Source organism: Streptomyces adustus, from assembly GCF_009377175.1.
Taxonomy (GTDB): Bacteria; Actinomycetota; Actinomycetes; order Streptomycetales; family Streptomycetaceae; genus Streptomyces; species Streptomyces adustus.
This window is the reverse complement of sequence record NZ_VJZD01000153.1, coordinates 1-23,399: the sequence shown is the minus strand read 5'-3', so window position 1 is coordinate 23,399 and position 23,399 is coordinate 1. Positions and strand designations below refer to the sequence as shown.

Below are 23,399 nucleotides of genomic sequence, written 5' to 3'. Positions count from 1 at the left end.
GGGGCAGCCGGGCCGCCAGAGCGGTACCGCGGCCGGGGGCGGACTCGATGGTGAGGGTGCCGCCGAGCGCGTGGGCGCGGGCGCGCATGCCGGCCAGCCCGAACCCGCCGGCCTCGGGGTCGGGGGCGGGCAGGCGGGCGGGTTCAAAGCCGCGCCCGTCGTCGACGACGTCCAGGGCGACGCGGTCACCGAGGTAGCCGAGGGTGACGTCGGCGGTGGTGGCCTCGGCGTGGCGAACCGTATTGGCCAGGGCGGACTGGGCGATGCGCAGCAGCGCGACCTCGTGCGCGGTCGTAAGCGGGGCGGGGTCGCCGGTGAGGTGGAAGCGTGCGGTGAGCCGGTGCCGGGCGGACGCGGTGGTGCACAGGCGTTCCAGGGCGTCGGCCAGGGTGGTGCCTTCCAACGTGGGCGGGGTGAGCGCGGCAACGAATCGGCGGGCTTCGGCAAGGTTGTCGACGGCGGCCTGCCGTGCCTGGTCGACGTAGCGGGCCGCGTTCTGCGGTGCCTGGGGCAGTGCCCGTTCGGCGGCGCGCAGCAGCAGTTGGATGCTGGAGAGGCCCTGGGCGAGCGTGTCGTGGATCTCGCGGGCCAGGCGGTCGCGTTCGGCCAGCACACCGGCGGTGTGCTGGGCGGCGGCGAGGTCGGCGCGGGTGGCGGTGAGTTCCTCGATCAGTCTGCGGCGGTGCTCGCTCTCGCGGTACAGGGCCTGATACCCCCATACCACCGCGATCGCCACGGCGGCGCCGAGTGCGGGGCCGATGGCCATGGCGGGGCTGAAGGAGTGCTGGTGGGCGGCGAAGCCCGCGACGGCGGATGCGGCGGTGGCGGCCACCGCCACCAGTCCGGCGCGGCGGGGCAACAGATGCAGCTGGAGGAAGTACAGCGGGAAGGCCACCCATACGGCGTCGGGGGACAGGACGAGCAGCACCAGCCAGCAGACACCCACGGCGGCCAGCCACAGCGCGGCGGCCCGCCGTGAGCGGCGTACGCCCGGCAGCACGGGCCCGACCGCGTAGACCAGAGCGCACGCGGCCGATGCGGCGACGATCGTTGCGGCGTGGGGCCGGCTGTCGGCCACGGCCCGGCCGGCGGTCAGCGCGAGCAGGCCGATGACCAGCAGGTGCAGGCACCAGGCCAGGGCCCGGGTGGTCGGGGTCAGGGCGGGGGCAGCGGTGTTCACAGTGCGTCCCAGGTTACGGAGACCGGCGCCGCGGGGCCTCTATCGAAAGTTGGAACCTGTGTGGCGTCTTTCGGCCCGCCAAGTGCGGTCCTGCGCCAGACGCGCGGACAGGAGGGTGGCCGCGACGGTGGAGTCGTACCGCTTCCGCCGCTGGAAAGGACAGGCCAACGCCGTGTTTCTCGCCTGGAGAGACCTGAAGTTCGCCAAGGGGCGCTTCGCCCTGATGGGGACCGTCATCGTGCTGATCACCCTGTTGGTCGGACTGCTGTCCGGACTGACCGCCGGATTGGGCCGGCAGAACATCTCCGCCATCACGGGGCTGCCCGCCGACAAGATCGCCTTCCAGGCGCCCACCGGCGGGCAGGACCTGTCGTACGCCGACTCCACCGTGACCCGGCGCCAGTGGCAGCAGTGGTCCAAGGCGCCCGGCGTCGAAAGCGCCGAGCCGCTGGGGATCACCACGACCAAGGCCACCGCCGGGAACAGGAGCACCGGTGTCTCGGTCTTCGGCGTCGAGCCCGGCTCCCGCCTCGCCCCGGACAGCGGCAAGATCGGTGACAGCGCGGTGGTGCTGTCCACAGCGGCCGCCGACGGCCTCGGTGTGCGGGCGGGCGACTCCCTCACGCTGGCAGGCCGGCGGCTGAAGGTGGCCTCCGTCAAGGGCGACGCCCACTTCAGTCACACCCCGGTCGTCTGGACCAGCCGGGACACCTGGCAGAAGACCGCGCCGCCCGCCGGCAGCACGACGGGTCCGACCGCCACCGTCATCGCCCTGAGCACCACTTCCGAGGCCGACGTGGTCGCCATCGACCGTCGGGCCGGCACCAGGACGGTCTCCATCGAGGCGTCGCTGTCCGCGATCGGCTCCTACACCTCCGAGAACGGCTCCCTGCAACTGATGCGCGGTTTCCTCTTCGCCATCTCCGCCCTCGTCATCGGGGCCTTCTTCACCGTATGGACCATCCAGCGCAGCGGCGATGTCGCCGTGCTCAAGGCCCTGGGTGCCTCCACCGCCGACCTCCTCAAGGACGCCCTCGGACAGGCCGTCGTCCTGCTCACCGGCGGCACCCTGGTCGGCACGGGCATCGCCACCGCCGTCGGCGCCCTGGTGTCCGGCAGCGCCGTGCCCTTCCTCCTCACCCCCGCCACCGTCCTGGTCCCGGCCGCCGTGATCACCCTCCTCGGCGCGCTCGGCGCCGCCCTGTCCATCCGCCGCATCACCTCCGTCGATCCGCTGACCGCCCTGGGGAGCGCCCGATGAGCCTGAACCTGACCGACATCACCCTCACCTACCCCGACGGCGACACCCGCCTGACCGCCCTCGACCAGGTCACGCTCGATGTGCCCCAGGGCAGCCTGACCGCCGTGGTGGGCCCCTCCGGTTCCGGCAAGTCCAGCCTTCTCGCGGTCGCCGCCACCCTGACCACCCCCGACACCGGCACCGTCACCATCGACGGCCGGAGCACCACCGGTCTGACCCGCGGTGAACTCACCGAGCTGCGCCGCCACAAGATCGGCATCGTCTTCCAGCAGCCCAACCTGCTGCCCTCACTCACCGCCGCCGAACAACTCCAGGTCATGGCCCGGATCGACGGTCGCAGACCCCGTACGGCCCACGCCCGGGCGATGGAACTCCTCGACGCCGTCGGCCTGGCCGACCAGGCCGCGCGGCGGCCCCATCAGCTCTCCGGCGGCCAGCGCCAGCGCGTCAACATCGCCCGCGCCCTGATGAACGACCCCGCCGTCCTCCTGGTCGACGAACCCACCAGCGCCCTCGACCACGAACGAGGTGCCGCCGTCATCGACCTGATCACCCGCCTCACCCACCAGCAGGCCGCCGCCACCATCCTGGTCACACACGACCGCGCCCACCTCACCGCTGTCGACCGGATCGCCGAAGTGCACGACGGACGACTGCGCCTGCCGGCCGTAACGCCAGAACCCGCGCACTTGGGCCACCGCCAGATCTCGAACACGTCGATCGGGCCCGGCGGCACCACGTGAGCGGGTGTCCGCCGACCGTGGCGATCAGGTCGCGGGCCGCGACACACTGGACGTCCTCAGGCATACGCCGTAGCTCGCGCGCGAGCAGGTCCGGTGCCGCGTCTTCGCAGAGCCCGCCCAGGCTCAGGGGCCGAACCTGCACCGAAGGGCACCGGTCGACGTCGGTCACCGACAGGTCGCAGCCCGGGCAGCGTCCGCCAGTGACACAAGGACCTCGGACGAGCCCCGACATCGTCGACGACCAACAACGCCGGGACCGTGCCCACCAGCCGGTGAGTCCTGGCCTGTTCGGGCTTGTGGTCCTCGGTCTCGAAGCAGGCTTGCCGCCTCGCTCCTGTCGGCCTTCGAACGGCTCACCGCGATGATCTCCGACGAAGAGGTGCCGGCGCTGCCACCCCTGCCCGAGCCGGTACGTCTGCGCTGCCGCCCCTGCCCGAGCCGGTACGTCTGCGCTGCTGTGACGCGTACACCCGCAGACGCGCGCCCATCCCACCGGAAACCGATCCGGACGCAGGCGGAGCCCCGCCGGATTCCCCCACCGGATGACGGCCGGCGCGCCGCCCCGGGGACACCGGCGCAGCCGAGGGGCCCCGCGGCACGGCTCCTCCACGGCGGTCCCCCGACCGGCACCGACCACACCCACGCGGTGCACGGTGACGAGCTCCGGCGCAGGTGCCGCAGTCCAGCTGGCCGGGACCACGCAGGATGTCCTCACCGGGCCGGAAGCCTCCCGTACAAACCGGGCGGGCCCTCCGGCGAGGGGGGTGACACCGCTGCGACGAGAGTGAGCACCGCGGTCGATGTGATCGCGCCGTCCATGCTCACGGTCGGGTAGGTGGCCCCGTCCGGTGTATCGACCCGCAGCGCCGTTCACGGCGTCCTGGAGGTCAGGACATCGCCCGGGCGGCAGCCGCGACCAGCTCGTCCGTCGCTGTGATGGCAGCCTCACGGCGGGAGGCAAGGTCGGAGTGGTCGGCGGCGTCGCGCAGGCCGAACGCGGCCAGGGCCGCCTGCCGAGCCGGCTCGGCCAGGGACTGTTCGAGGACGGATACCGCGACCAGCGGGCCGGTCACGGCCGAGCGAGTGGCGCGCGAGGCCGTGCGGGCTGCCTCGACGCCCTCCTCGCCCACGCCGTCCAGGCCGTCCAGGCCGTCCAGGCGCAGCACTTCGCGATGCCACAGAGCCCGCCGATGGTCGCCCAGGGCGGCCACCAGTTCACCCAATGCCCTGCGCAGCGCCTCTTCCCTCTGCTCGGCACGGGCGGCGCTCTGGGCGATCCGCGCGCTCTTGATCTGCAACACCCCGGTGAGCACGCCCCCGAGCAAGGTGCCGACGACGGCAATGACGCTGGACCACATCGCGAAGTCCTCCTCGGACAGCGGTAGTGACGCGGCTGCGCGACAGCCGCACCCTCGTTACGGTCATCCGGCGTACGTACCCGAGTACGACACCGAGACGGACGACGTCGGGTGAGAACACCCGCCGGACAGAGCACCTGGCAGACGTGCCCCTGGTCGACTGCCGGTGCCCTTGATGAGACGTCCTCCCGGCAGGGCCGGTTGCCGATGGCCCCGGCCAGTTCGAGAGTCACCAGCCCGTGCGGGGCGGCCCAGATCGACAGGGCGATCGACGTCGCATCGCCGGCGAGGACGGACGTCGTCAAGGCGCGATCGATCGCCGCGAGGAGCGGACGGATCGGGTCACTGGCCCCGGCCTCCCCCGAAGGGTCGAAGGACTGCACACCACCGATCAGCACCGTACACAGGTGGCTGTGTCCGCGCCCCCACGACGGTAGGCGACGGCCAGCGCGTAGAGGTCGGCGAGAGGGTCCGCGGAGGTCTGCACCACCGACAGATCCCCCCGTCCAGGACAACGGGAACCCGGCCGTCCACCCGCGCGACAACCGAGGGCAGCACGTCCAAATCGTGCCAGGTCACTGCGGGATGGCTGCGCGGACCGTGGATGCCGCGGCCGGCGGCCGCGTGCGTGGGAGCATCCGCGAGGTTGGCGGGTCGCCCGTGAGAGGGCAGCGCCCAGCCGTTCCGCGGGTCCCGCTCGCGCCATGCGGTGACAAGGGTGCCGACCGTGACCACACACAGGCCCCGGTCCTCGCCGAGCGGGCGCGCCGCACCAGGTCTGCGGTGAGGCCGCGGTCCCCGTGTACGTGGAGCCGGAACCACGACGGTCCGCGCGCCGCCGAGCCCACCTCTTCGGTGGTCCAGGACGAGAAGGTGCTCAGCGTCAGCAACGCGTCGGAGTCGGCCGGACCCCGCACCGTGGCGATCTCCCCGTCGGCGTGGAACAGCCCGGGAGCGGCCGTGGGAGCCAGCAGGACCGGTGCGTCGAGCACGGCCCCAAGCCCTACCTTGACGAAGGACAGATGCAAAAGCCCAGGTCAGAACCGCATGACTAAGGATCGACCACTCACCGACCCCAGGTTCACCCCGCGACGCTCTGCATACGCCAACGGCGGCGCAGGAAGGTTCGCAATGTCATGCCCGTTCTACCGGTCGGCCCGCCCGAACCGCAGGTCTCGGTAGAGGAACCACGCCGTACCTGTGACGACCGCCCCGCAGACTGTGGGCACGAGGAACCACGGGAGGCCCGTCCACACGAGGGAAAGACCCACGACGGCGCAGGTGGCGCCCGTGACGATGAGCAGCCACTTGCCGTACGGGCGCCAGGTGAAGAGTCCGGGGTCGCGCGGCCTGGCCAGATGCATCGCACCGAACATCAGCGCCAACGCCGCCAGCAGCCCTGCGAACGTGCCGACGGCGGCTGTCATCTGAGGTTCGTCGCGAGGCGCGTCGGAGGAATTCTGCTGGGCGTCCCCCTCGGCGATCACCACGACGACGCCACGCCACACGGTACCGGTGACGCGGTCCCCTTGGTGAAGCCCGCTCAGCACCGGCCCCGAGTCGCCGAACGGTACGACCATCCTCGGGAAGGGATCCGGACCGAGCAGGATCGCCGTTTTGTGCTTACGGGCATCGCGGGTGCTCTCGACGGCGAAGGTGACCTTCCGTAGGCAGTCCTCCGACCTCGGTACCACCGTGCGGGCGGGGCACGCCTCGGCTGCCTTGTACTCCCGGTACAGGGTGCGATCGGTGGGCAGCCAGGCGGTGAAGACGAAATAGCAGGCCAGTGCGGCGGCCAGGGACAGAACAATCAGCGTCGCACCCACCAGCCGGTTGCGGCCGACCCCCGATGGCGGCGCTCCGTCCGCCCCACCGGCAGTGCGGATTCTCATCGTGGTCATCATTCGTCTCCCCCGCCGTTCCTCAGCGACAAGGACACCAGTCTCTTGCGGTCGCGATCAAGAACGTAAGGAGCTCGACCGGCAGTCGGCGGTCACTGATCCTTTCCGTATCCAGGCAACGTGGTCCTCAGACACTCGCCAGCGCTCCGCAGATCGTGCGGGAAGGCACGCGCCGGATGCTCGCTGCCGCGCTGGAGGCGGAAGTCAGCGAGTACACAGCCGAGTTGACGGCAGAGATCGACGAATACGGCCCGGCGCCTGGTGGTCCGCAACGGCCACCACCGGACCCGGTCCGTGGTCACCGCGGCCGGTCCGGTCGAGGTGAAAGCATCACGGCTGAATCATCGTCGTGTAGACGAGGCCTCCGGTGACCGCAAACGGTTCTTCTCGAAGACTCTTGCGCCGTGGTGCCGGAACGAACTGTCTGCCGAAGTCCACACAGCCGGAAGCGGCGATGCTCGCGTTCTACGACTTCCCGGCCGAACACTGGGTCCACCTACGGACCACGGACCCGATCGGGGCGACGTTCTCCACGGTCAAGCTCCGCACCAAGGTCACCCGCGACACCGGCAGTCCGGCGACAGCCCTGGCCACGGTGTTCAAGCTCGCCGAGTCCGCCCAGGCCCGCTGTCGCGCGATCACCGGCGCCCACCTCGTCTCTCTCGTCCGTGCGGGCGCCAGGTTCCCCAACGGCGTCCCGGTCGAGGGTGAAGAAGCGGCCGCCTGAACCTCCCGACATCATGCAGAACCGGGACGAGCACGTCCGCCGTGCTGCGGCACCTGCGTGCTGATGCAGTTCAGAACTCAGCGGGGCGCCGACCACCAGCGCTGGCATCGAAGTCCCGTCGGAAGTCCGACATGGGCCCGGTCACGTCGTACGTTCCTTCGCGAAACATGTAGACGGAGGGCCAGGCGTCGGCCTCCTCGCGGAAGTAGCCGCCGTAGCCCGGCTCGTCCACGTACGGAGCCAGCAGTTCGAGGATCGATACAGCCTCCTCCAAAATGTCGTCCGTCCAGAGGACGCGGACGAAGAATCCCCAGACATCACGAGAGCCCCGGGACTGGTGCACCAGGCGCGCGAACTCACCACCGGCCAGATGAGTGTTGCTGTCCGAATTCGGAGTCAGCAGGGGATGCGGGTACTCATCAGTTCCGACAGATCCGGGCGGGTCGGCGCGCAGGCCCATGTGCCAGCGGAGGGTGTCCAGAACCGACTCAGGTGTGTCGTCCTTCAGGAAACAGGTGAAGACCATCTCTTGACATCCTCCCTGGCCTGAAGGCCGGGGATTCCCGCCTGCTCCCACCGGACGGGTGAGGGCTTCGGGTGGGTTCCTGCTTCGCCGCGCTGTGCGGGCACGGGTGCCCGTCTTACCTGCGCTCCACAGGCTGTCACCGCCAGTCCGGCGGCCCTGGCGACGTTGACCGCCGCGTTGGCGTCCCGGTCCAGGACAGTCCCGCATGCCGAGCACGTCCATACGCGGACGTGCAGGGGCTTGGGTCCGTCCTTGACGCCGCATGCGGAGCACACCTGTGAGGTCGGCTCGAACCGGCCGATCTTCACGAAGGTGCGCCCGTACCGGGCGGCCTTGTACTCCAGCATGCTCACGAACGCGGACCATCCGGTGTCGTGCACGGACTTGGCCAGGCGCGTGCGGGCGAGTCCCTTCACCGCCAGGTCCTCGACGGCAACCGCTTGGTTCTCGCGGATGATCCTCGTCGAGAGCTGGTGGTGAAACTCGCGGCGTGCGTCGGAGACCCGCGCATGCGCGCGAGCGACCTTCACCCGGGCCTTGTTCCGGTTGCTGGAGCCCTTCTCCTTGCGGGACAGGTCCCGCTGTGCCTTCTTCAGGCGCTTCTCGGCCCGGCGCAGGAAGCGCGGGCTGTCGATCTTCCGGCCGTCGGAGAGGACCGCGAAGTGTCCGAGCCCGAGGTCGATGCCCACCTCGGGCGTCGTCTGCGGCAGCACCTCGCAGGCGTCCGTCTCCACGACGAAGCTCGCGAAGTACCGGCCCGCGCTGTCCTTGACCACGGTCACCGTGGACGGCGTCGAGGGCAGCGTGCGCGACCACTTCACCCTGAGGTCACCGATCTTCGGCAGACGCAGCTTCCCGCCCGGCGTGATGGACCAGCGGGCGTTCGCGGTGAACCGGACGGCCTGCCGGGTGTCGTTCCGCGACTTGTACCGGGGAGCGCCCATGCGCGGGCGTTTGCCCTTCAGGCCGTCGAAGAAGTTCTTGTACGCCGCGTCCAGGTCCCTCAGGGACTGCTGGAGGATCACCGCCGACACCTCGCCGAGCCATGCCCGCTCCGGCGTGTTCTTCGCCTCGGTGATGAGCTGCTTCGACAGGTCCCCGGTCTTCGGGAACGGCATACCTTCGCCGCGAGCGGTCTCTCGAGCGCGGAGCGCGTCGTTGTAGACCACCCGCGCGCACCCGAACGCCCTCGCCAACGCCGTGCGCTGACCGGTGTTCGGGTACAGGCGGAAGCTGTACCGAAGCTGCACACGGATCACGCTACACAGTTGGTTTATGGGTAGCGATGAGAACGTTCGCACCGGCCGCCACTGTGTCTTCCGCATACATGTCCACTTGGTTTTCGTGACGAAATACCGGTACTCCGTCTTCACCGACCGGCACCTGATTCGATGTGAGGAGATCATGCGGGCCGTGTGCGAGGACTTCCAGGCGGAGCTGGTCGAGTTCAACGGCGAGGCCAACCACGTCCACCTGCTCGTGCACTTCCCGCCGAAGGTCGCCGTGTCCAGACTGGTGAACTCCCTCAAAGGCGTGTCCTCGCGCAGACTCCGCCAGGAGTTCCCCGACCTCGTCCGCCACTACTGGCGGGCACAGCGCCTCTGGTCCGGCTCGTACTTCGCCGGCTCGGTCGGCGGCGCGCCTCTCAGCATCGTGAAGCAGTACATCGAGCAGCAGAACCGGCCGCTCTGACCCGGGCTGAAGTGAACAGTGCGGATCCGTGCACACAGCCGAGGTCAGAGCAGTTCTCAGATTCGCTTCACCACCGGGCTGAAGCCCGGTGCACTGCGAATAGACCTGGTAGCGCATGCTCATGGGGACATCCTGCAGACCGCCCGAAGCTCCGGCCCAGCCCGGCCCGTCGTCGGACTCAGCTCGCCCACAACTCTTCACCATCGCTCGCCTCAGGGAAGGTCCTGGAGGATGGTGTTGGGCGATGGCGGTTGCTGAGGTTGCTGTACTTCGTTGCTGTACAGCAGGATCGGATGATGTCCAGGTCAATTGGCGCGCACACTGCCGACCCGTGCCCTCGATGCCTCGTCGAAGCGGTCCGTCCTGGTAGGCCAGTCAGTGTTGCGGGACGCTTTGTGGTCGAGTACGCCTGTGAGCACTGTGCGCATGCGTGGACCCGGCCGGTTGAGGATGACCTGGACGTCTACGACGTCGTCAGGGTGGACCGCCCCGACGCCACGCTCTACGGCACCGTCTGGCAGGTGGAAGCCGACCGTGTACAGGTGCGGGCCACGACAGGCGACAGGCTGCTGTGGGTCGAGCGCTGGAGAGTCATCGTCTACTGAAAATGTCCTTGCCTGTGCGGGAACTGATCCGTAGCTCTGTGGAGATCGGTCATTGGAGGTCATACAGGCTGCGGGAAGCGTTGTGGCGGCGGGTGGGGTACTGGCGGTTGCTGGGATTGCGGTACTCCGTTGCGGTACCGCATCACACATCCTTTTCGGGACTCCGTCTCCCAGCTCCCCTGTCGCAGCACGACATGAGCCGGCCTCGACGGCAGACCACGAAGGGGCGGCTCCAGGCCGAGGTGGCGGCGGAGAAGGAGCTGGACGAACGGGAAGAACAGCTGGCCAGGCAGCTGGCCCAGGTGCGGGCCGAGCTGGTACTTGAGCGGATGAGCGAACAGCCGCTGACGGACGCCTGTGTTCGCGCCCCTTTCAGGTGGCTTCAGCGAGCGACTGCGAGAGCCCTGGTCGACGGGGGCTCACGCGGCGGCCCGCTCCGCAGACGGGTGACGTCGGCGAGTCCGGAAGGTTCCAGGAGTCCCGCTCGGGCAGCATCAGGAGCCGTGAAAGGTAGTGGTCACGTCGTGGTCCACGGGGGCTGAGCTCTTCGCCCGGCAGCTCGGTGCCGCCGTTGAAAGGGGCGCGTTGGCCCTTTGCTCCGACCGCAGGGAAGGGAACCGGATGCTCAGCCAGGCGATCGGGGCCATGCTGCCGGCCGCGTTGGCGGTCGCGCTCAGTCCCTTCCCGCTGATTGGAATCGTCCTGATCCTGTCCGGCGCGCAGGGCCGCCGCAACGGCCTGCTGTTCGCCGCCGGGTGGATCACCGGCCTGGCGATCGCGGCGACGCTCGTCGCGGTGCTCCTCGGCGGGGCCGACGACCCCGACAGCACATCGTCGGTGATCGCGGACTGGGGACGGGTACTGGCCGGCGGAGCTCTCATCGTTTTGGGGGTCCGTAAGTGGTGGAAGCGTCCGCGCGCCGGTGAGCAGGCAGAGCCACCACGCTGGATGGCCTCGCTCGATGACGCGACGGCCGGACGGGCGCTGCTCCTCGGGGCGCTGCTGTCGGGCGCCAACCCCAAGAACCTCGTCCTGACGGCGTCGGCCGCAGCCTCGATCGTCGAGGCAGGCGCCCACGACGTCGGCCTCGCCGTGGCAGTCGCCGTCTTCGTACTCATCGCCTCCTGCACCGTGCTGGGAGCCGTCGGCATCCACCTCGCCGGAGGACAGCGCGCCACAACGCTCTTGGACGACGTCAGACAGTTCATGGTCACCAACAGCACCGTGATCACGGTGATCGTGCTGCTCCTTCTGGGCGCAAGCGTCCTGGGTGACGGGCTGTCCGGCCTGGGCCGCTGAGACTTCCCCGCGACCGCCGTCGAAGTCCGGGAAGCAGCCGTTGAAATGCCAGGTGCCTTCGGACGCAGCCCGAAGGGCCGAAGAGAGCTGATCGCCCGGCTCAACGGCTCCCTGCGCTGATCGTCGTACATCCTTGCAGGCAGTACTCCAGCTCGCGCACGCAACCCTGCTGCTGATGCGGGACTGGTGCCCTGAGAGCTCTTAACACGATCTTGCTGGCGTGAAGCGGCTGGTCGAGGGCGCTGCTGAGTAGGTTGCCACTGCCGGTGCCAAGGTCGTTCACAAGTCATGCCGGAGTCATGCCGGGATGAAGCTCGGCCACCAGGGTGGGACGTTGCCCGGGCAGAACGGGGCGGGGTAGGAGTCCGGCATGCCGAGCCATGTGACAAGGAACCAGGTGAACCACAGGTTGAAGATGAGTCCTGCCATCAGGGCTGTCCTGTGATGGCGTCTGCCGAGGGTGCTGTGCAGGATCACCCACGGAACCGCAGCGGCGATCCATATGAGAGGCGCAAGAAACAGCAGAGTCATGCTGTTGGCTGCTGCGTTGACGCCGATGTCACAAGCAGCCCATGCCCTCCCGATCGCAGCAATGGTCACCACTGCGGCCATCCCGCCGATGAGGGCACCAGAGCCGATTCCGCTGAACCGGCGGCGCGGAGGACTCGACGGCTCTGCTCCCACGGTCATCTCCCCCGCCTCGCTCTGGATGCGGAGAGTACCAACGCTCTGAAGCGGCCCGCTGGGGCTTCGGCCCGACCTGGCACCGGTCAGCCGTACTTGGGCCTTGGAAGTCGCCTCCAGCAGATGAGGTCGCAGGCCAATGAGACGAAGGCGTCGTGGAGTTCGGTTCGGCGTTCCCAGCGGACGGCGAGGCGTTTGAACCGGTGGAGCAGGGCGAAGGTCTGCTCGACGACGTAGCGGAGTTTGCCCAGGCCCTTGATGTTCGGGGCGCCCTTGCGGGAGATGACCGGCAGGATCCGGCGCCTGCGCAGCTCCTCGCGGTGGGGGGTGGAGTCGTAGCCCTTGTCACCAAGCAGCGAATCGGGGCGGCGGCGTGGCCGGCCGGGACGCCGGAAGCAAGGGCAACGTGCAAGTTCACCATGTCTGCGCTCTCGCCGACCTCGCGCATGGCGGATGGCAGCCCTCCGACTGGGCGCGCGTCATGTTGCATCGGCGTCGCAAAACCGTCGTGGCCTGCGGCACCTGCCATGACCGCATCCATTCAGAACGGCCTGCCAAAACAGGCACGCAGTAGTCACTGGAGAGCCGGGTGACCGGGAAACCGTCATGTCCGGTTCGGCGGGAGGCTCCGAACCTCATTTTGAAACGATCAGTGAATGCGTACACCTCACCCGGGTGGCAGGAAACTCCGCCGCAGGTCGCGAAGATCACGACAGGGGGCTCTCACATAGCAGATGAGGCATTCACCGAGACGGCAGCGCCAAACAAGGTCGAGATCGGGCCAAGGAGAGCCGTTCCAAGGTGAGGGACTACGGAACGCCCTAACTTCTCATCACGTGATCTATCCACGGCCCTCTCACTGGAACGTGATCCCCTGGGTCGGCACCGTGTCCACTGCGGGGGCATCGGTTCCGATGGACATGACATGAGAGGAAGATCATGCACGCGAACGACAGCGCAAGGAACAACGAGGCGGACAACAGCCGGTCATCGGCCCGCACTCCGACCGGCCGTGACGCGACGCCGCTTCCCCCGCTCTTAGACCTCCAGGGCAACGCCGGCAACGCGGCAGTCGTCCAGCTGCTCAACCAGTCCGGACACCTCTGGTCTCAGGACCGACACCAGCACGGCTCCGGCAGTCACGTGGCCGTCGGCCCGGGCGGCGAAAACCGGCACACCCTCGCCCACGAGTCGACCCACGTCGTCCAGCAGCGCAGCAGCCCCACCCCGACCGGCCACAGCCACACCACCGACACGCACGGCGGCCATGGCCACGCCATCCAGCGGATGACGATGCCCCAGTTCGATCAACTGCTGGCCCCGCACGGCCTCGTCGGAGACCCCGACTTCCAGGCCTACTTCGAGATCAAACGCGGTCAGGCCAACCCACAGATCATGATCAACAACTTCCCGCCGGCCGCACCCGGCGCCCAGACCCGATTCCAGCAGTTCGTGGCGGACCCGACCCTCACCGCGCAGAACGTCACGCAGTACATCAACGGCTACCAGCAGCTCACCCCACAAGCCCGCACCCAACCCGCGGTCCTCGGCAACGCCGAACTCGCCGGCCTGGAAGTCGAACTGCCGTGGGTACAGCTGAAGGTCCCACCCAGGACGCGCAACGGCGAGCTCCTCGGAGCCTCGACCGCCACGACGGAACCCGGTCCGCCGGTGATCAAGCTGGAGACCGAGGGAACGGACCGGGGCAGCCCGACGATCGAACTCATCTACGGACCACTCCCGCGTGAGGAGTACAAGAGCCCGGCATTGATCGCCGCCCGCGCGGCGCTCGTCACCGCCCTCACCCCCGCAGGCGAGCTCTTCAAGCTGCTCACCGACTACAACAACCGCCTCAACACCCCGGAACTGCAGCGTTACCGGATCACCATCGACGGGCGAACCCGCAACATGCGGAAGGTCCGCGCCACGGAGACGCAGGCAGAGCCGTCGAACCCGAGCAGATCCAACACGCAGACCAACGTCTCCACGCCCTACACCAAGCTCGGCAGCACCGCCTCCGAGCAGAACCCCCAGGACGACTTCACCAACTTCTTCGAGAACCAGTCCGGCCACGAGATCACCATGTTCCGCAAGGCCAGGACGCAGGCCGCGGGCATCCAGGCCCTGATCGACACCCATTGGAACACCGACCACGCGAACGCCGGCCCCCTCACCTCCGGCAGCACTCTCACCTCACTGCTCACGCACGTCCTCTTCCAGGAGGGGATGTACATCAACCACCGGCTCGACCGACAGAAGACCAACGACGCGGACAAGCACCACTTCCATGTGATGCTCAAGGCGAGCCCGCAGGACGTGGTGATGTCCGTCATCAGCGACGACGAGGCCAAGATGCTTCTGGCCTGGCTGGTCAACACGAACGCGGTTCCCCTGGGCGCCGCCGCCATAGCCACCTTCGCGTCGCTGAACACTCACAAGCAACCGTCGTCCCCCGCGCCCCATATCCGTCCGTACCTGATCAACGCCCTGGTCGCGCGGCTCGTCGCCGGCCGACAACTCCTGGAGGTCAACCGCGACACACGGCGGTCGCAGGCGCAGGGCAACACCCACGGCGTCGGACAGGTGGCCCACGTGCACCCGCGCCCCAGCAACCGGCTGCCCATCACCGTCCAGGGCACCGAGTACTACATCGTCGTCGAACAGCGGTCGGCCAAGCACAGCCTCAACCAGAACGCCCTGACCAATCCCTCCGCCGCGGTGGGGCAGATCGGCGACCTCCAGCACCTGTGACCCCGACGCGCAGCCTTCAAGGGGCCGGGCAGCCTCCGCCCCCGGCACGAAACACCCCGGTGGCGACCGCCTCCGCCTCCGACGACCGCGTCTGCCGCCTCCAGGTCACACCCGACACCCCGGCCCAGGAACTCCTCCCCCGCCCGGCCATCCCCGCCCGCAGCCCGGTCCTCATCGACGGAGACAGCCTCGCCTGCCTGATCGCGCGCCGCGACGACACCGACCCCCAGCAGTCCCACCGACTCGGAGCAGCCGCATACGGACCACACGCCCACAGGCTCGCCCAGGACCTCATCGCACACATCGAAGCCTGGGGCACTGACGCGTCCGTCGTAAGTCTCATGCGCGGCCATCACCGCGGGCGCGGGGAGCAGACCTTGAGCTTCAGGCCACTGTCCGGCCCGCTCTCGGTCAGTTGCTCCCCGCGCACGTCCGGCACAACCTCGTCGAGGCAGTCGAGCGCTGCGTCACCCGCCACGCCGCCCGCACTTCCGCACGTCAGTGGCTGACCGCGACGGCGACACGTCCGGACCGCAGCGATGTCCGCCCGAGTGCCGGGCTGTCGAGGGTGTGGGCAAGGGTGAGCAGGTCGTCGTCCGACACCACCCGCAGCCCGTTGTCCGCCAGCAGCGCGGCCATCTGCTGTGGTGTCCACAGCGAACGCCACGGCTCGCCCGACGTCACGCTACTGCCGAGCACACGCGCCAGGAGCCGTCCTATGGCCGCTCGCGCCGACGGCGCCTGATAGTTGACGACGAGGGCACTGCCTGGGGCCGTACGGGCGGCCAGCGCGGCCACCGTGGCGTGTACCTCGCTGCGCGCGAGGTAGGGGACGACGCCCTCCCACAGCCACGTCGTCGGTTTCGACGGGTCGTGTCCTGCGGCATCCAACGCCGCACCGAGATCGTCGACGGCGAAATCGACCGGCGTGAAGCGTACGCAACGGGCGGCCACCGGCAGCTGGACGGCGCTCCGACCGCTCTCGTCCGTGCTGCGCGGCACGCCGACGGCCTCCGCGAGACGGGCACGCTTGTCCTGCTGGGAAGCTGGATGGTCGACCTCCCACACATCGGTCTGCGCGAGCCCGGGCAGACGCCACGCGCGGGTGTCCAGACCGGCGCCGAGGACCACGAGCTGGCCGGTGACGCGAGCGCGCAGTGCCTCGTCGATCGCCACCGTCCGCGGCACGACCACCTCGGAACATGCCCGCACACTCTCGAACGCGACGCGCGCCTGCCAGCCCTGCGGCGCGGTGTTCGCGCGCACCTCCGCCACGGGCACACGTTCCGCGTCCCGCAGCAGCCGTATCGCCAAGGGATCCGCGAACCGGCCTACAGAGGTTCTACCGTCCGCCGCTGCCCGCCCCTGGCAGACCAGCACCGCCGTCCGGCTCGCTGCACGCCCACTCCCACTCATCGGGTTCCTCCCTGGACACCCCCACTTGACGGTGAGGGCGGAAACAGACTCCGGCGGGGCAGGACAAGAAGCCTTGCACACGGTGCACCCATGCGCCCCGTCGCCCTGGCCGGATGAGTCTTCCCCACGCCGCACGGGACAGGTGACCGTGGCATGACCCAGTCCCCTCAACGTCCTTCTCTTCCGTCCGCGGCCGTCCTCTGCCATGTCCACGGCGTCCTGTGCCGACAACGGGGGCAGGGCTCGAAGGACCGGGCCGGCGACGGCCCACGCAAGACACGCAGGGCTCGCACCGGACCCGGCTCCCCGGTCGGCCGCGGGGACGACGGCACACGGCAGGTGGGGAGGTGCCCAAGGTGTGTCCGGGGTGCGGGCAGGTGTCGGACCGGGTGCACTCCCGGAATGCGCGGCACGTTGCGGACAAGGCAGTGGGCGGCCGCCCTGTGGTGATCGATTTATCGGTGCGGCGCCTGTACTGCGAGTGGCCGGACTGCCCGAAGGCGACGCTTGTCGAGCAGGTCGAGGAACTGACGGAGCGATACCAACGACGCACCCCGGCGCTGCGGCGGGTGGTCACCGCCGCTGCCGTGGCGTTGGCGGGTTCGGCCGGGGCTCGTCTTCTCTCCTACGCCGGCATGGTGACTGACGCCGGGACCGGCAAGCGGACCGAGGTCCTGCGGGACCGCAAGAACGCGACGGTCACCGCCTGGCTGCGCGAACACCCTGGCAGCCGGGTGGTGTGTCGGGACGGGGCTGCCGGTTTCGCCCAGACCGTCACTGACGCCGACCCGACGATCGTGCAGGTCGCAGACCGGCGGCGCTGCGCGTCCCCTTACCGGTTCAGGACCTCCTCGACCTTGTCGGCCACCTGCTCGGCCTGGATGTCGCGGCCCTTGCCATTGGGGTGCGCGTACCAGGGGAGTTTGTAGTCGCCGAGCTCGACCTGGGAGTCCTCCAGCAGGCCGCCGATGCCCCGGTCGGCGCCGTCGCAGGCTGTGTTGCTGCCGGTGCGGGCGTAGAGGTCGACGAAGTCGGCGCCGCCTTCGGCGTCGGCGGCGGCCTTCTTCATGACGTCGTTCAGTCGCTTCTGGATCTGGTCCAGGACCGGCAGGGCGTCCTTGGGAATGTCGGCGAAGGGCAGCTGCGTCTGACCGGGCGCCTCAGTCAGGCACTTGGTGGTGTCCTCGGGCACGAGCCGGGGGTAGCCGACCAGGACGCGCTTGGCGTCGGGGGCGAAGTAGCCGATGCGGTCGAGCAGTTCCTCCAGGTCCCCACTGACCTGCTCGAACTGATTGTCCAGCCACTTCTTGCCGTCACCGGTCTCGAAGAACTCACCGCACTTGGCGGCCGGCTCGTCCGCGTCCACCGGCTCTCCCGGCAGCAGAGCGCCTTCCGTCCGGAGCTTGTCGGAACACTGCTTCAGGATGCGGTTGAAGCCCAGCGTGTTGCCGCCCATGCTTCCCACGGCCAGCTGGGTGTCCTGCTTGAGCGCGTCCTGCTGCGGCGGGAGCTTCTGACCGATGAACGGCAGCTCCTGTTCTTGCCAGAAGTGGTGGGCGAGGGCGCCTCCGCAGGAGACGTCCGACTGGACGTCGAGCGTGATGCCCTTGTCCGCGAGGCGCCGGGTGGCGACGGTGGGATAGTTCTCCTTCGCCTGGAAGCAGAAGGTCCTGTCGCCCTCCTGGAAGGGGGCGATGCCGAAGTTGGCGGTGTAGGAGTCGCCGAAGAAGACGGTCGGTACGGGGCCGGCGGGCGCCGCGCCGGCGCTTCCCGCCGGGCCGGCCAGCGCCAGGCTGCTGCCCAGCGCGGCGGCCGCAGCGGCCAGCCGCCGTACCGCCGGGGATTTCGTCGTCTTACGCACGGCCGAAGACATGGCTGTGCCCTTCCGTCAGGGGCTCCGAGACGGAGCGAACAGGGTTGATTACGCTCCGTATTCATTCAGATGCGGAATGCGATCTTCCAGTAGGCGCGCGCACCACACCTGTGGTTCTCGACCACCCTCAGCGCGGAGGCCCCTCTCGCCTGGGCGCTGCCTACCGGAAGGACGGCGCCCACCGGTTCGAATGTGATCACGAGCCGAAGGAGACGGAGCCTGTCCGACCGTCGCGCGGCCCCCGAAGCGTGACCGTCGACGACCGCCCGGTCCACCACGACCGGCACCTCGCAGAACACCCGGCCCGCGACGTGCGCGATCGGCCGCCCGGCACTCACCGCGCTCACATGACCGGCGACGCCCTTCCGGCGTCAGCGGGGCGTTGGGATGTCCCGTCATGAGGCCTGTGGTCACCCGGAGTCGAAGGCGATCAGGCAGAGCCTCTTGGTGGCACGTGTGAGAGCGACATACAGGTCACGTTCGCCGCTGGGCCGAGCCTCGGTGATCCCCTGCGGGCCGACGACGATGCACCCGTCGAACTCCAGGCCGCGGGCCTCGGATGCCGGCACGAGTCGCGCCCACCGTGTGATGTCGGTCGACGCCATGTCATCGAGGCGGGCATCCGCGCAGATCACGGCAAGCAGGTCGCCCGGATGCGCCGCGGCCTGGGCCTGGAGCTCTCTTGCCACGGTGGCGGCGCGTGTGTGCGGATGCGCGGTGAGGCGGCGGGGAGGCTCGCCGTGGCGGATGGAGCGGCTCGGCATCTGGCCAGGAGCGATCCGCGCGAGCAGGTCGCGGGTGGTGGCCAGGATCTCCTGGGTGGTGCGGCAGCTGACGGTCAGTGCCTCGTCGACAACGACGTGCCCGAATGTCCGCTCCGGCGGCCCGCCCACCAGGCTGCCCACTGCGCCGCGTTCGGACCCGGATCGCCTGCCGTTACCAGCGCCCGCCGTCCGGCGGGGCGCGGCCACCCTCCTGCCGAGCTTGCCTACGGTATGGGGCAGAATATTCCGTCTGTCCCGGAGGTCTCGTGCTCCGCAAGCATGCGAAGAAGAAAGCGCGTCCGGTCGAGGCCATCGAACCACCGAGCACGGCCGAAGCGGTGATCGTCGTCGCCTCGGTGACCCTGGTGGTGGCGATCCTGGACGTCGTGTCGCAATCCCCGGTGTGGCTTCTCGGCCTTCTCGTGTTCCTTCCGGGGTCCGCATCGGCGCTGTGCACCGTCCGCCAGACCAAGTTCGTGTTCGCCTGGACCGAACTCGTGGTCATCGTGACCCTGCTGGTCCGGCACAGTGAGGGGCGGCCGTTGCTCGACAGGATCCTCATGATCCTGCTCACCCTCGCCCTGGGCGCCGCCTCCGTCTACGCCTGCCACCGCCGCATCAACCGCGAGCAGGAGATGCTGCGACTGCGCTCCACCGCAGCCGCGATGCAGCGCCACATCCTGCGCCCTTTGCCCATGCTCACCGATGACGTCCTGGTGAACGGTCTGTACGAGCCCGTACAGGAGGACCGGCTGGTCGGCGGCGACATCTACGACGTCGTCGAATCACCCTGGGGGACCAGGGTGCTCATCGGTGACGTCCAGGGCAAAGGACTCCCCGCGGTCGGCGCCGCGTTCGCCGTCATCGGTACCTTTCGCGCCACGGCCCACCACGAGCCCACCCTCACCGCCCTCGTCGACGCCCTGGACGCCTCCGTCGTACGGCACAACTCCTACGCGGCGAAGACCGGCGACGACGAACGGTTCGTCACCGCGCTCATCCTCAACATCGATGCGGGCGCGGAGGCACAGGCCGTCAACTGCGGCCACGTCCTGCCGCAGGTGCTGCAGGAGGCCAGCGTGACGACGCCGGTCCTCACGTCCGGCGTCCCCCTCGGACTCGCCGACCTCGCCACCGAACCCGCAACCGTCGACTGGTTCGTCTTCCAGCCCGGCGCGACACTGCTGCTGACCACGGACGGACTCACCGAGACCCGCGCCGACGACGGCGCCTTCTACCCCCTCACCGAGCGCCTGACCGAACGCCTCGCCCAGCACGCGCTGCCCTCCCCCACCGACCTGCCGCGCGCTCTCTACGACGACGCACGAGCGTTCGCGGGAGACGACGAGCAGCACGACGACGTGGCGGTACTGACGCTGCGACGGTCACCGCACCGCTGAGGAATCCGGCGGCCGCGCACAGGACACCCCGCTCACGGCAGAGGCACCGGGGGCCGGCCGGACCGACCCCGTCGCCCGACGGCGTCGGTGAAAGGCGGCACGAGCCCGCAGCCCAGCGCCCGCCACGGCCACGCCCGCGCCGCCGCCCGGCTCCGCCCTCATCCGCCTACCCGCACCCGACTCCGGCGCTGACCCGGCCGATCCGCTGGGAACTCATCAGTCAGCAGTACGACCAGATGGTCGAGTATGCGACCGCGATCCGGACGCGGACCGCGTCTACCGAGGCGATCCTGCGCCGCTCCACTCGCAACGCCTCCCACCCCACCCACGCGGCGATGCTGGAGGTCGGCCGGGCGCGGAGGACCATCTTCGTGGCCCGTTACCTGCGGCTTCGGGACCTTCAGCGGGAGATCGAGGAGTGCCTGAACGTGATGGATTCCTCCATCGGTGCGAACTCCGTGATCGCCTACGGCAAGGGCGGCGAGATCGCCTCGAGCCGGCGCGACGAGCAGGACATGTTTGTCCTGTGCCTGCGGATCCTGCCATCGGCCCTGGTCCACGTGAACACCCTGATGCTCCAGGACATCCTCGGAGAACCGGAGTGGGCGGACCTGCTCACGCCCGCCGACCTGCGCGGCCGTACGCCGCTTTCCAGCCGTCGCCTTCACCACCCCGCACCGGGTGGAGACCTTTTCACCCCGCTGTGCGATCCGGACCGGACCGTCGTCGGCCTCGGCCAGGCCGCCTGCGCGGCCGGAGGCCCTGCTATGTCCGCCACCGTACGCACGGTCGGCCTATGCACACGGCCGTGGTGCATGCGCCGCCAGGAGCCCGTCAGCTCCTTCATCGGTGTGGGTCCAGGAGGCGGTGACGAAGGTGCCGTGCGGGGCTCGGCGGGGCAGTGGTGTGCCCCGCACGGCACGGTGGGGGCCGCCGTCAGGAGGCGGTCAGGTGCACGGCGAGCAGTCCGTAGGGCGGCACGGTCTGGGTGCTGGCGCTGCCGGAGGTGGCGTGTGTGATGGCGCTGGAAGTGAGGCCGTAAGTGTCCGTCTGGGTACTGCTCTTGGGCGAGTAGCCGCTGTAGGACAGGGAGACGGTGCAGGCGTTGGCGCTGTCCTTGTTGATGAGCAGCAGGTCCAGGCCGCCGTTTTGGCGCTTGACCGCGTGGGCGCTGAGAGTGCTGCGGGAGGAGGGCGCCTGTACGAGGGTGTCGCCCGCGGCGCAGACGCGGGAGAGCATCTGGATGCCGTAGTAGCTGCGGAAGGGGGTCTGGGCGGCGGGTTCCCCACTGCTGCCGTAGGAGATCAAGCCCTCGTCGTCGTAGTCGGTGGCGCCCGTGGAGTCGGTGGAGGTGCCGCCGGAGCCGTTGTGGACGTTCCACCAGGTGACGTTCTTGACGCCGGCCTCGGCGAGAGTCAGGTAGGCGTCGGCGGCCCACAGCGCCTGGGGCTGGGTGTCACGGGGCGGTCCGCCGTTGAGCTCGGTGAAGAAGATCTCGGCCGAGGCGACTCCCCACTTGTCCAGGTCCGCACGGACCTTGGTCACAATGTCCGCGCCACTCCGGGGCTTGGTCAGCATCTCGGCCTCGGTGGTCGAGGAGGTGTACGGGTACCAGTGGATGACCACGAAGTCGGCCTTGGTGTTGACGATCGCGAGCACCACGTCGTTCCAGTCACCCGAGTCGCCCGAGCCGACGATTCCGTCGGGCGCGAAGGTCGGGGTGGTCAGCACCACGCCGACCTTGATCGACGGGTCGACTGCCTTCATTGCCGCGATGTAGTCCACGCAGGCGTTGGCGTAGGCGGCCGGGCTCTTGTCGGTGTGCGTGTCGTACTCCCAGTTGTAGGAGCTGCCGTAGTGGCCGTTGCCGAAGACCTCGTTGCCGATCTCCCAGTACGTGATGCCGTGGCCCTTGGTGACATTGGCGTACTCGACCCATGCGGCGGCCTCCTGGGCGGTGCCGGAGCCGTAGTTCACGGTGATGATCGGCTTGGCCTGGGCGCTGTCGGCCATCGTCATGAGGTTGTCGAAGTCCGCGTTCGGGTCGATGTAGGCGCCGTTCTCGGCGGTGTGGGTCTGCCAGTGGTAGACGTCGGAGTGCGAGCCGCCGGGGTAGCGCAGGTACTTGACGCCTGCGGCGTGCAGCAGGCCGGCGGTGGTGGTGCTGGTCAGCAGGCCGTCGTAGATCGCGGTGTTGGCGCCGACGAGGGTGGCGGGCACGGTGGCGAGGGATGTACTCGCGTTGACGGTGACGGCCGCGGCGGCGCTGGCGGAGGCCAGGCTGGCCGGCAGTGCGGTGGCGGCGGTGATGCCCAATGCTGCGGACATCACGGTGCGACGGCTGGGGTGGTTCATGCGGCTCTCCTTTGAGTACGCAAGACCGGGTGACCCCGGATCTGGGGGGGTGCGTGCATCAGTGGGGCGCCGCCTGGAAAAGGCACGTGGCTCAGCCCTTCCCGCGGCGGCGGGATGGTGCTGGCTGATCCCTGCCCGGACGTCCCGTGTCCGGGCAGGGATCAGCGTGGGGGGCTGCTCGGGGCGTTCGTGATACCGAGCAGGCGTGCTGGATGGGTTACCGGGACTCTTGCAGAAAGCCCCGGCGTTCACGCCGGGGATGAATGCATCTCAAGACTGCTCTGACGTGCACGTTGGAGCGGACGTTTTGCTGCTCGATGTACTGGCGCACGATCGCCAACGGTGCTCCCCCGCACGATGCGGAGAAGTACGAGGGCGACCTCAGGTGCCCGTGCATGATGGCGCGGTTGATTCGGCCGGTGAACTCCTGTCGTATCCGGCGGGCGGAGACGCCCTTGAGGCTGTTGACCAGCTTGGAGACGGCGGCCTTGGGCGGGTAGTGCACGAGGAGGTGGACGTGATCGCGTTCGCCGTTGAACTCCTTCAGCTCCGCTTCGAAGTCCTCGCAGACCTTGCGCATGATCTCTTCGCAGCGTGTCAGTATCTCGTCGTTGAACACCCTGCGCCGGTACTTCGTCACGAGGACCAAGTGCACGTGCATCGCCGAAACAACGTGCCTGCCACGTCTGTAGTCGTTCTGCCCGCCAATGGGATTCATCGTCGTAGGGTCTTGGGTGTGCAGCTTCGCTACAACTACCGGGCCTACCCGGATGCCACCCAGCGCCGTGCGCTGGCCCAGGCGTTCGGGTGCGCGCGGGTGGTGTGGAACGACTGCCTGCGTGATCGCAAGGAAGCGCACGCGGC

Annotated in this window: 23 protein-coding genes and 4 pseudogenes; 12 read left to right on the top strand and 15 right to left on the bottom strand. The window is 69.1% G+C overall.

The window, feature by feature from the left end; all coding sequences use genetic code 11:
• A partial coding sequence (locus tag FNH09_RS30085; RefSeq protein ID WP_162469317.1) for a histidine kinase occupies nt 1-1,180 on the bottom strand: 1,180 nt, incomplete at its 3' end.
• Nucleotides 1,181-1,352: 172 nt separating this feature from the next.
• On the opposite strand from FNH09_RS30085, the gene FNH09_RS30080 reads away from it, so the two are divergent.
• Nucleotides 1,353-2,441: an FtsX-like permease family protein gene (locus FNH09_RS30080; protein WP_162469320.1), complete on the top strand. Its 1,089-nt coding sequence runs from the start codon at nt 1,353-1,355 to the stop codon at nt 2,439-2,441.
• Nucleotides 2,438-3,184, top strand: a complete 747-nt coding sequence (locus FNH09_RS30075; RefSeq protein WP_238427190.1) for an ABC transporter ATP-binding protein — start codon at nt 2,438-2,440, stop codon at nt 3,182-3,184. The genes FNH09_RS30080 and FNH09_RS30075 overlap by 4 nt, the downstream gene beginning before the upstream one ends.
• Before the next feature lie 887 nt (nt 3,185-4,071).
• Here the strand turns inward: FNH09_RS30075 and FNH09_RS30070 are convergent.
• From FNH09_RS30070 to FNH09_RS30055, 4 genes and pseudogenes are all read right to left on the bottom strand, one after another.
• Nucleotides 4,072-4,542, bottom strand: coding sequence for a protein kilB (locus tag FNH09_RS30070; RefSeq protein ID WP_152893056.1), 471 nt, complete (start codon nt 4,540-4,542; stop codon nt 4,072-4,074).
• 260 nt (nt 4,543-4,802) lie between these two features.
• Nucleotides 4,803-4,940: pseudogene (locus FNH09_RS50295) on the bottom strand (TetR/AcrR family transcriptional regulator); the annotation flags it as partial.
• A gap of 177 nt (nt 4,941-5,117) precedes the next feature.
• A complete protein-coding gene (locus FNH09_RS50290; protein ID WP_162469316.1) occupies nt 5,118-5,534 on the bottom strand; it encodes an alpha-hydroxy-acid oxidizing protein in 417 nt (138 codons plus the stop codon).
• A 153-nt stretch (nt 5,535-5,687) separates the two neighbouring features.
• Entirely contained in the window at nt 5,688-6,434 is a 747-nt protein-coding gene (locus FNH09_RS30055; protein WP_152893054.1) for a hypothetical protein, read from the bottom strand.
• Between the two features lie 107 nt (nt 6,435-6,541).
• Between FNH09_RS30055 and FNH09_RS50285 the strand changes: the two are divergent.
• Nucleotides 6,542-7,170, top strand: a pseudogene (locus FNH09_RS50285) (hypothetical protein).
• Between the two features lie 70 nt (nt 7,171-7,240).
• On the opposite strand, the gene FNH09_RS30045 reads toward FNH09_RS50285, so the two are convergent.
• Together FNH09_RS30045 and FNH09_RS30040 are read right to left on the bottom strand one after the other, a co-directional pair.
• A complete protein-coding gene (locus FNH09_RS30045) occupies nt 7,241-7,696 on the bottom strand; it encodes a hypothetical protein (protein WP_152893053.1) in 456 nt (151 codons plus the stop codon).
• Nucleotides 7,675-8,946 (bottom strand): RNA-guided endonuclease TnpB family protein, encoded by a 1,272-nt coding sequence (locus FNH09_RS30040; protein WP_162469315.1) that lies wholly within the window; start codon nt 8,944-8,946, stop codon nt 7,675-7,677. The genes FNH09_RS30045 and FNH09_RS30040 overlap by 22 nt, the downstream gene beginning before the upstream one ends.
• Nucleotides 8,947-8,971: 25 nt before the next feature.
• Between FNH09_RS30040 and tnpA (FNH09_RS30035) the strand changes: the two genes are divergently transcribed.
• The 3 genes from tnpA (FNH09_RS30035) (at nt 8,972) to FNH09_RS30020 (ending at nt 11,292) form a co-directional block, all read left to right on the top strand.
• Nucleotides 8,972-9,388: an IS200/IS605 family transposase gene (gene tnpA, locus FNH09_RS30035; RefSeq protein WP_152893052.1), complete on the top strand. Its 417-nt coding sequence runs from the start codon at nt 8,972-8,974 to the stop codon at nt 9,386-9,388.
• Nucleotides 9,389-9,783: 395 nt separating this feature from the next.
• On the top strand, nt 9,784-9,993 hold the full coding sequence (locus FNH09_RS30030) for a hypothetical protein (RefSeq protein ID WP_152893051.1): 210 nt from the start codon (nt 9,784-9,786) through the stop codon (nt 9,991-9,993).
• Between the two features lie 621 nt (nt 9,994-10,614).
• Nucleotides 10,615-11,292 (top strand): GAP family protein, encoded by a 678-nt coding sequence (locus tag FNH09_RS30020; protein WP_152893049.1) that lies wholly within the window; start codon nt 10,615-10,617, stop codon nt 11,290-11,292.
• A 297-nt stretch (nt 11,293-11,589) separates the two neighbouring features.
• Here FNH09_RS30020 and FNH09_RS49615 read toward each other — a convergent pair whose 3' ends face one another.
• Together FNH09_RS49615 and FNH09_RS50280 are read right to left on the bottom strand one after the other, a co-directional pair.
• Nucleotides 11,590-11,721 carry a hypothetical protein gene (locus tag FNH09_RS49615; RefSeq protein WP_274390286.1) on the bottom strand — a complete coding sequence of 44 codons (132 nt, stop codon included), beginning with the start codon at nt 11,719-11,721 and terminating at the stop codon, nt 11,590-11,592.
• 341 nt (nt 11,722-12,062) lie between these two features.
• Nucleotides 12,063-12,431: a transposase gene (locus tag FNH09_RS50280; RefSeq protein WP_162469319.1), complete on the bottom strand. Its 369-nt coding sequence runs from the start codon at nt 12,429-12,431 to the stop codon at nt 12,063-12,065.
• Here FNH09_RS50280 and FNH09_RS49915 point away from each other — a divergent pair.
• Both FNH09_RS49915 and FNH09_RS48950 read left to right on the top strand, forming a co-directional pair.
• The gene (locus FNH09_RS49915) at nt 12,350-12,550 is read left to right on the top strand and encodes an HNH endonuclease (RefSeq protein WP_338017718.1); all 201 of its coding nucleotides are present in this window, start codon (nt 12,350-12,352) and stop codon (nt 12,548-12,550) included. The two genes, FNH09_RS50280 and FNH09_RS49915, sit on opposite strands and share 82 nt — an antisense overlap.
• A 365-nt stretch (nt 12,551-12,915) precedes the next feature.
• Nucleotides 12,916-14,727 carry a DUF4157 domain-containing protein gene (locus FNH09_RS48950; protein ID WP_238427189.1) on the top strand — a complete coding sequence of 604 codons (1,812 nt, stop codon included), beginning with the start codon at nt 12,916-12,918 and terminating at the stop codon, nt 14,725-14,727.
• A 352-nt stretch (nt 14,728-15,079) separates the two neighbouring features.
• Here the strand turns inward: FNH09_RS48950 and FNH09_RS49610 are convergent, their stop codons facing one another.
• Together FNH09_RS49610 and FNH09_RS29995 are read right to left on the bottom strand one after the other, a co-directional pair.
• A complete protein-coding gene (locus FNH09_RS49610; protein WP_274390285.1) occupies nt 15,080-15,205 on the bottom strand; it encodes a hypothetical protein in 126 nt (41 codons plus the stop codon).
• A gap of 20 nt (nt 15,206-15,225) precedes the next feature.
• Nucleotides 15,226-16,143, bottom strand: a complete 918-nt coding sequence (locus FNH09_RS29995) for a class I SAM-dependent methyltransferase (protein ID WP_152893047.1) — start codon at nt 16,141-16,143, stop codon at nt 15,226-15,228.
• Nucleotides 16,144-16,364: 221 nt separating this feature from the next.
• Between FNH09_RS29995 and FNH09_RS50275 the strand changes: the two genes are divergently transcribed.
• On the top strand, nt 16,365-17,072 hold the full coding sequence (locus tag FNH09_RS50275) for a transposase family protein (protein WP_420802789.1): 708 nt from the start codon (nt 16,365-16,367) through the stop codon (nt 17,070-17,072).
• Here FNH09_RS50275 and FNH09_RS29985 read toward each other — a convergent pair.
• Nucleotides 16,976-18,016: an SGNH/GDSL hydrolase family protein gene (locus FNH09_RS29985; RefSeq protein ID WP_152893046.1), complete on the bottom strand. Its 1,041-nt coding sequence runs from the start codon at nt 18,014-18,016 to the stop codon at nt 16,976-16,978. The genes FNH09_RS50275 and FNH09_RS29985 overlap by 97 nt on opposite strands.
• A gap of 410 nt (nt 18,017-18,426) precedes the next feature.
• Nucleotides 18,427-18,915, bottom strand: a pseudogene (locus FNH09_RS29980) (ATP-dependent DNA helicase); the annotation flags it as partial.
• A gap of 131 nt (nt 18,916-19,046) precedes the next feature.
• Here FNH09_RS29980 and FNH09_RS29975 point away from each other — a divergent pair.
• The gene (locus FNH09_RS29975; RefSeq protein ID WP_338017717.1) at nt 19,047-20,180 is read left to right on the top strand and encodes a PP2C family protein-serine/threonine phosphatase; all 1,134 of its coding nucleotides are present in this window, start codon (nt 19,047-19,049) and stop codon (nt 20,178-20,180) included.
• On the top strand, nt 20,177-21,199 hold the full coding sequence (locus tag FNH09_RS47800) for a Tn3 family transposase (protein WP_202919776.1): 1,023 nt from the start codon (nt 20,177-20,179) through the stop codon (nt 21,197-21,199). The genes FNH09_RS29975 and FNH09_RS47800 overlap by 4 nt, the downstream gene beginning before the upstream one ends.
• Here FNH09_RS47800 and FNH09_RS29965 read toward each other — a convergent pair.
• Complete coding sequence (locus tag FNH09_RS29965; RefSeq protein ID WP_152893044.1) at nt 21,117-22,535, bottom strand: hypothetical protein; 1,419 nt, start codon at nt 22,533-22,535, stop codon at nt 21,117-21,119. The genes FNH09_RS47800 and FNH09_RS29965 overlap by 83 nt on opposite strands.
• 307 nt (nt 22,536-22,842) lie before the next feature.
• A pseudogene (gene tnpA, locus FNH09_RS29960) lies at nt 22,843-23,253 on the bottom strand (IS200/IS605 family transposase); the annotation flags it as partial.
• Between the two features lie 18 nt (nt 23,254-23,271).
• Here tnpA (FNH09_RS29960) and FNH09_RS29955 point away from each other — a divergent pair.
• The coding region (locus tag FNH09_RS29955) for a helix-turn-helix domain-containing protein (RefSeq protein ID WP_162469318.1) at nt 23,272-23,399 on the top strand (128 nt) is incomplete at its 3' end.